The sequence below is a fragment of the Bacillus manliponensis genome, from assembly GCF_000712595.1.
GTDB classification, from domain to species: Bacteria; Bacillota; Bacilli; order Bacillales; family Bacillaceae_G; genus Bacillus_A; species Bacillus_A manliponensis.
On record NZ_JOTN01000030.1, the window covers coordinates 19,467 to 27,103 of the forward strand.

9 protein-coding genes and 1 riboswitch are annotated in these 7,637 nt (G+C 34.2%); of the genes, 5 read left to right on the forward strand and 4 right to left on the reverse strand.

Features of this window, described 5'->3' with window-relative positions; translation table 11 throughout:
• Positions 1-306: 306 nt before the first annotated feature.
• The 3 genes from BAMA_RS21360 to BAMA_RS21365 all read left to right on the forward strand — a co-directional run bounded on the left by BAMA_RS21360 (position 307) and on the right by BAMA_RS21365 (position 1,915).
• On the forward strand, positions 307-759 hold the full coding sequence (locus tag BAMA_RS21360) for a GNAT family N-acetyltransferase (RefSeq protein WP_034643426.1): 453 nt from the start codon (positions 307-309) through the stop codon (positions 757-759).
• Between the two features lie 44 nt (positions 760-803).
• Positions 804-949: riboswitch (cyclic di-AMP (ydaO/yuaA leader) on the forward strand.
• Between the two features lie 99 nt (positions 950-1,048).
• Positions 1,049-1,192, forward strand: a complete 144-nt coding sequence (locus BAMA_RS25025) for a hypothetical protein (protein WP_200874713.1) — start codon at positions 1,049-1,051, stop codon at positions 1,190-1,192.
• A 99-nt stretch (positions 1,193-1,291) separates the two neighbouring features.
• On the forward strand, positions 1,292-1,915 hold the full coding sequence (locus tag BAMA_RS21365) for a LysE family translocator (protein WP_034643429.1): 624 nt from the start codon (positions 1,292-1,294) through the stop codon (positions 1,913-1,915).
• Positions 1,916-1,947: 32 nt separating this feature from the next.
• Here BAMA_RS21365 and BAMA_RS21370 read toward each other — a convergent pair whose 3' ends face one another.
• From BAMA_RS21370 to BAMA_RS21385, 4 genes are all read right to left on the reverse strand, one after another.
• Positions 1,948-2,493, reverse strand: a complete 546-nt coding sequence (locus tag BAMA_RS21370; protein ID WP_034643432.1) for a DUF2179 domain-containing protein — start codon at positions 2,491-2,493, stop codon at positions 1,948-1,950.
• 147 nt (positions 2,494-2,640) lie between these two features.
• On the reverse strand, positions 2,641-3,966 hold the full coding sequence (locus BAMA_RS21375; protein ID WP_034643434.1) for a hemolysin family protein: 1,326 nt from the start codon (positions 3,964-3,966) through the stop codon (positions 2,641-2,643).
• 113 nt (positions 3,967-4,079) lie between these two features.
• Complete coding sequence (locus BAMA_RS21380) at positions 4,080-4,481, reverse strand: MerR family transcriptional regulator (RefSeq protein ID WP_034643437.1); 402 nt, start codon at positions 4,479-4,481, stop codon at positions 4,080-4,082.
• A 132-nt stretch (positions 4,482-4,613) separates the two neighbouring features.
• Positions 4,614-5,078, reverse strand: coding sequence for an SRPBCC family protein (locus BAMA_RS21385; protein WP_034643440.1), 465 nt, complete (start codon positions 5,076-5,078; stop codon positions 4,614-4,616).
• Between the two features lie 546 nt (positions 5,079-5,624).
• On the opposite strand from BAMA_RS21385, the gene BAMA_RS21390 reads away from it, so the two are divergent.
• Both BAMA_RS21390 and BAMA_RS21395 read left to right on the forward strand, forming a co-directional pair.
• On the forward strand, positions 5,625-6,515 hold the full coding sequence (locus tag BAMA_RS21390; RefSeq protein WP_034643442.1) for a DMT family transporter: 891 nt from the start codon (positions 5,625-5,627) through the stop codon (positions 6,513-6,515).
• A gap of 60 nt (positions 6,516-6,575) precedes the next feature.
• Positions 6,576-7,139 (forward strand): GNAT family N-acetyltransferase, encoded by a 564-nt coding sequence (locus BAMA_RS21395; RefSeq protein WP_034643445.1) that lies wholly within the window; start codon positions 6,576-6,578, stop codon positions 7,137-7,139.
• Positions 7,140-7,637 lie beyond the last annotated feature (498 nt).

Sequence of the window (7,637 nt, forward strand, 5' to 3'; positions counted from 1 at the left end):
CAAAATATGTATCCCTCTCTTCACTGCTTTTCCAATTACTATTGTACCATATTATACCGTTTACAAAATAGAATTTTCTGTATTTTATTGGTTTTTTATGATATTTTTTTCATTTTCAGCTAAAAATACAAGATTTTGCAGGGTTTTCTTAATTTTTATCTAATTATATAAAGATTTTGTAAAAAAACAATACAAGGATGGAAGTTTTATAATGATAAAATACATTTCAATTTTTGGCTCTACATGACACACATATACAAATCAAATATCAATTCCCTACTCTTTATAGAAATGGAGCGTGAAATCATGATTCAAAAATTAAATCATACGTCTAGTAATGTAGCTAAAAAGATATTAGAAATTCAAATTCCCGCTTACAAAGTGGAAGCCAAATATATAAAGACTGATGCAATCCCACGTTTATATGATACAGTAGCCGACATTCAAAATTGTGATGAAACATTTTACGGATATTGGATTCAAGATGATTTAGCTGGATTCATTTCCTTTGTGCATCAAGATAATATGACAGATATTCATAGACTTGTTGTTTCACCAAATTATTTTCATCAAGGCATTGCATCTTTGTTACTACAACATATATTTCAATTACATCCAGCCTCTAATTGTATCGTTCAAACTGGAAAGAAGAATATTCCCGCAATCTCCTTATATAAAAAACATGGTTTTACACAAAAACAAGAGTTCCATGTTCATAACGAGCTAGTTCTTATACAGTTAGAAAAAACAAAAAAATAAAAATAGTTTGTTTTTTCTTTTGATTTATGTTATCTTATTACTCATAATACCTTTTGCTGAATCCAAAATTTGGAGCGGGGGAACCACTTTTGTGGCACTTGCCACTTGGGGCGAATCTTATGTTTAAGTAGGGATACTCTCACATCCCGAGTCCGACAGCTAACCTCGTAAGCTTTATGGGAGAGGTAGGTGCTTATCACCAATGTTACAAACAGTGCCTCCTTAATAGAGAAGATATGTTGTATTTTTCTATGCCCACATATCTTTTTAAAAAAGGAGACGATTTTTAATGTTACGCTTATCAGATCATGAAAAAAAGATGATGGAACAAAGAATTAGACTAGAACAACAACGAACATACCGTGCAAATAAAGTTGTCGACAACTTACATCATAAGTACTTTTTACAACATATTTTCCAGCAAAATAAGTAACAAATAGGATAGAAAAAGAGAAAGCTTTGCATATATGCTGGCTTTCTCTTTTTGTATAAATCATGTAATCTATAGGAAAATGAAATTAGAGGTGACAATATGGATATTTCAAATCTTATTGCATTTGTCTTTGCGGCAATGCTGCTTACATTAATGCCAGGACCTGATATTTTATTTGTGCTTGCTCAAAGTATGACACAAGGAAAAAAAGCTGGCATTATGACCGCACTTGGCCTTTGCACTGGTATCACAGTACATACGTTAGCTGCTGCACTTGGTATTTCCGCCATTTTCTATCATTCTACTACTGCATTTCAAATCGTAAAATATGCTGGCGCCATTTATTTATTATATCTTGCATGGCAAGCTTTCAAAGAACGTAAAGAAGGAATTGGGGAACAAGCTTCTGTTACATTAAATTACAGCGCACTATACAAAAAAGGGATTTTCATGAACATTTTAAATCCAAAAGTTTCGCTATTCTTCTTAGCCTTTTTACCACAGTTTGTTACACCAAGTGCCGGACAAGTACCAATACAAATGATCATTCTTGGCATTTTATTTATGATGCAAGCTATCGTTATTTTTACCATTGTCTCATTTTTAGCAGGAGCAATCGCAAACAAACTGTTAAAAAAACCAAAAGTTGCTACATATATAAACTGGTCTAAAATCGTCCTGTTCACATGCTTAGGCTTACGATTAGCATTAACAGAAAAGTAAAAGGAGGAGCCATAAATAGCTCCTCCTTTTCATTATGACACATTATCGTTCTTTTTCATTAAAGCACGTTTTTTCATTGCCTTTGTTAAATAGCCACCTTTAAAGGATCGAATTTCATACGAAGACATAAACGCCTTTGGTGCAATGTAATTTACGATTTCTAGTAACTCTTTTTCACGTGAACGTTTTGCAACAATATCTAAACGGTAACGCGTTGAATTAATACCTTCACCTTCAAATACCGTTACACCAAAACCAGCTTGACGCAGTGCATCCACTAGCTCATTACAACGTTCTAGTAAACTTACATTGTACGTAATATAACCAATTGCCAATTTATTTTCAATATAACCACCTAGTAATAATCCCGCACTAAATCCAATTACATAAGCAACAATATTTTTCATGTTTGATAAATCTTGAAATACAATCCCTAAACTAACAATATAAATTGCACCTTCTAATAAACCGACACCCGCAGCGGACTTCGTTTGGTTTTTTACAAGTAAAATCGTACGAATCGTTAAAATTGGAACATAAATAATCTGTAATACAAATATAAGCAGCGGTTGTAACATATGCACCCACCTCTTTCAAAAATTCTTTTGTCATCATAACATACATATACGTAAGAAATCGATGGATTTTTTATAAATTCCTTAAGAATTTTTTGGCACTTTTTAATCTTTTACTAATGTATGTATATCTATACAAAAAAGCAGCAACTACACAGTTGCTGCTTCTTCCTCTTCTAGATGATCTAGTTCTTTAATTTCAACGCGTTTAATTTGATGCGCATCTTTTTCAAGCACTTTAAACTCGTATCCTTCTTCTTCTACACATTGACCTTCTTTGATTTCATGATTTTGCATCATAATCCAGCCGCCAATTGTATCTACATCGTCCTCTTCAATGTTTACACCAAGTAGGTCTTTCACTTCAGAGATTAATACTTTACCATCTACAATTTTATGTGTTTCATTTATATGTTGCACTGGTGGATGTTCGTCTTCATCATACTCATCACGAATTTCACCAACAATTTCTTCTAAAATATCTTCTAACGTTACAATTCCAGCTGTTCCGCCGTATTCATCATACAAAACAGCCATTGGAATACGTTTTTTCTGCATTTCCAAAAGTAAATCGTGAATCGGAATCGTCTCCATCACTTCAATAATTGGACGCATATAAGTGCGAATCGATGAAATTTCTTCTTGATCATTTTTCATATAACGAATAAAGAAGTCTTTCACGTTCACCATTCCGATAATATTATCTTTATCCTCTCCGAAAATCGGATAACGTGTATATTTTTCACTTTGGATAATTTTCATGTAATCTTCTACTGAATCCTTAGCGTAAAAACCAACAATTTCTGTGCGCGGTACCATAATTTCTTTTGCGATGCGGTTATCGAATTCAAAAATATTGTTTACATATTTATACTCAGCTTGGTTAATCTCACCATTTTCATAGCTCTCTGAAAGGATTAAACGTAGTTCCTCTTCTGAGTGAACCGCTTCATGTTCTGAAGCAGGCTTTAATCCAAACAAACCAGTAATCATGCGAGCTGAACCGTTTAATAACCAAATAAATGGGTACATTATTTTATAGAACAGCATTAACGGACCAGCAAGTAATAACGTTACTCTTTCAGCTTTTTGAATTGCTAACGTTTTTGGTGCTAATTCTCCAACTACAACGTGAAGATACGTCATAAGGATAAACGCAATACCAAAGCTTAGCACACTTGAAATAGATGGATTCAAATTCCACTTATCAAATAGAGGATGTAGTAACCTTTCAACTGTAGGTTCTCCTAACCAACCTAATCCCATTGCAGTAACTGTAATACCTAACTGACACGCTGATAAATATTCATCTAAATTCGATGTTACTTTTTTCGCTGCTAATGCGCCACGCTTTCCTTCTAGTACAAGTTGGTCAATACGACTTGATCGTACTTTAACGATGGCGAATTCTGCCGCCACAAAGAATGCAGTAAATGCGATTAAAATCGCAACCATGATTAAATTAAATATCTCCAAAAGATCCCCTTAGTTCAAAAACTAAGGTATCCACCTCCTGTATAAATAATGCTTTTTTTCATTTGAAAACAAAGCGCTATACAGAAATTAAAGTCGGGGATACTTGTATACTATTAAAATAGTAGAAGCATTCGCATTAAAGCTGTCGTTTTATTTGATAAATTTTTTGATAGTTTCTCCCGCTGTGCATCTGTTAATTCATCTAACAACGGCTTTAAATGTGATAATTCTGTTTCTAATCGATGGATGTGTTCAGTGACTTCATCGACTTGCTTCGAAACGTATTCATTGACGTTGATTTGCTTCTTTTCTTCGATCCTGTCTTTAATTTCCGAAAGCGGCATATGCATTTCTTTGCACTTCTCAATAAAGTGTAATGTTTCAACTGCTGCTTCATCGTAATAGCGATAATTAGATTGAGATCGCTCCGCTTTCAGAATACCTAGATTCGTATAATAATCAATCGTTCGTTTCGATACGTGAGCCATGTCAGCCAACTGTCCGATTCGATACACCTTCCCAACGATCGTTCCCTCCCCCTAAACGTATTAACAACATCATACAATATAAAAACCATACAGTCAAACGTGACGGTTTATGAATAAGATATAAAAAACTCTGCTTTTATATGCAGAGTTTTTTTATATTTATATCACTTCATTCTTATTATATTCTGATTCCACACACTCTACTAAACGCTCTACTTGCTGCATATATACAGCACGGGTCATCCAGCTTGTTACTTTATACAAGAGTTTATAATAAAAATTACGAGGTTCATATTCAACCATCATCGTTAAAAGTGTACCATCACTCTTTTCTTCTAACATATACGTTGTAACAGAATAACCTTCCTTCATGTCACCGCCAACTGCGGCAACATAAGGTGCATCATACTCTAACAATTCAACCTCAACTTCAATCATCTTTTTTCCAATCTTTTGTATAGATAAGTACCTGTCTCCAACGTGTGGATTTTCCTTCGATGCTCCGTCTAAATAACGATTTTCTACAATGAATGTATTCCACTCTTTTATTTTTTCATCATTATGTATGTAATCAAATACAACGTCAATTGGTGCATCAATTACAACTTCAAATGCGTAACTCATGATGTAACTCCTCTCAAATACCTTACTTTTCTATATATAATAAAGATTATTATGCCATATTTCACATAGTAAAAATACAAGTATTTTTACTTATAGTTATGTATACTTATTTCTTTTCTGTTACTTTTTAGAATCCATCCCTTTCCCCCATGTTCAATTTCAGAAAACAACAGTTCGAGCATTCTAAATGGCAGAAAATTAAGATACAATACATATAAAAGATTTTATCCCGCATTTACGGGCTGTAAGACTCCCACCTCAAAACTTAAGAAAAAACGAAGAAGTTTAGGTGGGAGATTAACAGTCCGTAAATGCCCGATTGGTTCAACTAACACTCAGTGAGGGATGAAGCCCCCCACTGAGTGAAGTTTCACTTTATTATATCGGAAGGAGGAACTCACGATGTACTTCAACACTCTATTTGAAAACGATCAGCCAGTTGTCCGTCTCTAACTTAAGACGGGCATAATGTATATTAAACAAATCATGCCTCGTCTTAAGGATTTCAACAATAAAAATCCTAAATAAGACGGAGGTAATTCCTTTATGAAACAAACACTTTTAGGCGCAATTTGCCTATCACTAGCAGCAAGTATTTGGGGCAGTATGTACGTCGTTAGTAAATATATATTAGATTTCGTTCCGCCACTTACACTCGTATGGCTTCGTTTCGTAATCGCTTTTGTATTTTTGTTTTGTATTTTAAAAATGATGGAACGGAAAAAGAAACAAACAGCTGTAATTAAGAAAAAAGACTGGCTCCTATTTGCTTGGATAGGATTTATCGGTTATTTCATCTCAATTACATTTCAATTCGTTGGGACGAAATTATCTGATGCTCATACTGGCTCATTGGTAACGGCTGCAACACCAGCATTTATGGTGTTATTTGCAAAGCTTATTTTAAAAGAACAATTAACGGCTCGAAAAATCATTTCTGTTATTTTAGCAACGTTTGGTATTGTCGTTGTCATTGGCTTAGACATTGAAATTGGAGCATATTTTATCGGCACAATAATTTTAGTTGGAGCTGCTATTACGTGGGCACTGTTATCGATTTATGTAAAAATTGCTGCGCAGCGTTTTTCTTCATTAACCATTACAACATACGCTATCTTTTTTGCGCTTTTGTTTATTACACCTTGTATGATTTGGGAATTACAATTTAACAGTATAACGAGCTTTCAGCCTCATATTATACAAGGCGTAGTATATATTGGTATTGTCTCAACCGCCGGTGCTTTTTTTCTTTGGAATAAAGGATTAGAGTTAATGGATGCTAGCATTGGTTCACTCTTTTTCTTTTTTCAACCTATCGTTGGATCACTATTAGGCTGGCTATTCTTAAATGAAACACTTCATATGAATTTTTTCATTGGCGGCGCACTCATCGTGATTAGTGTTCTCTTTGTTACTTTAGAAAAGAAAACGATTTAGTCAATTAAGGAGTAGTATGCTTTCTCGCATATTACTCTCTTTTCGTTAGGGGGGAGTTACATATATAACATCGAAGTAAGAAGACCAAACATTACTGATAAAGAAGAGCTATATCAATTTTTCCGTACAGTTATTCAAGATACATTTGCTAAAGAAGGTTTATCTCATTTACTTAGTGATATACAAAATGAAATCGTAACGAAAAAACAATACTTACAATGCGATTTCGATAGTAATGGGGAAAACCGTTACTTTTTATTAGCCATAGATAGAAGTTGCAATAAGATTGTCGGTACAATCGAATATGGTCCTGCAAGTGAATTGATTCGCACTTGTACAAACGAAGAATTCGAGGGATTGCATGAAATAGGAACTGTCTTTGTACTTCCCTCTTATCAAAAGCGTGGTATAGGAAGTTTCCTTTTTCATGATATGCTTCTTACACTCCAGACCAAAGATATTACAGAGTTTTGTTTAGATAGTGGATATACAAATGCACAAACGATATGGAGGAAAAAGCTTGGAAGTCCTGACTATTTGTTAATGGATTATTGGGGAGCGGGTTGTCATCATATGATTTGGAGAACACGCATTGCTGATTTATCTATAACATCTAACAAATAGTACAGTTCCTTTAAGAAGGATGGTGAAGTTACATGAATATAATTTTTGAAAACGAGCTTATTCGATTGCGCGAAGCGAAACTAAGTGACGAAGAAGCGTTATTACACATATCTAATGATGAAGAGTAAACGTCAAATATTCCCCAACTACAATTTGTAAATAGTCCATGAGATAACCTCCGTACATACTACATGTGAAGATTTTTTTATCATTTCAGCCAAGAATACTCCTTCCTCAAGGAACGTGAAGGGTGTAGCCCAGTGAGTAGGTGGGAGATGAATTGGCTTCGGACAAGAGATGGATTCTTTTCCATCTCGATTGTCCGACTGTTCGAGTGCTATTTGTAATGAATGAAAAAAATTTGGATACGAGTACCGAAACCTTTTCGATCTTTGTATTCATCTCCCCTTTTTGAAACCGCTTGCTTTTCTATAAAAAAACCTCCTAATAATATACAAATTGCATCAAGATTGACAAAATATGTATATCGTAACAGAA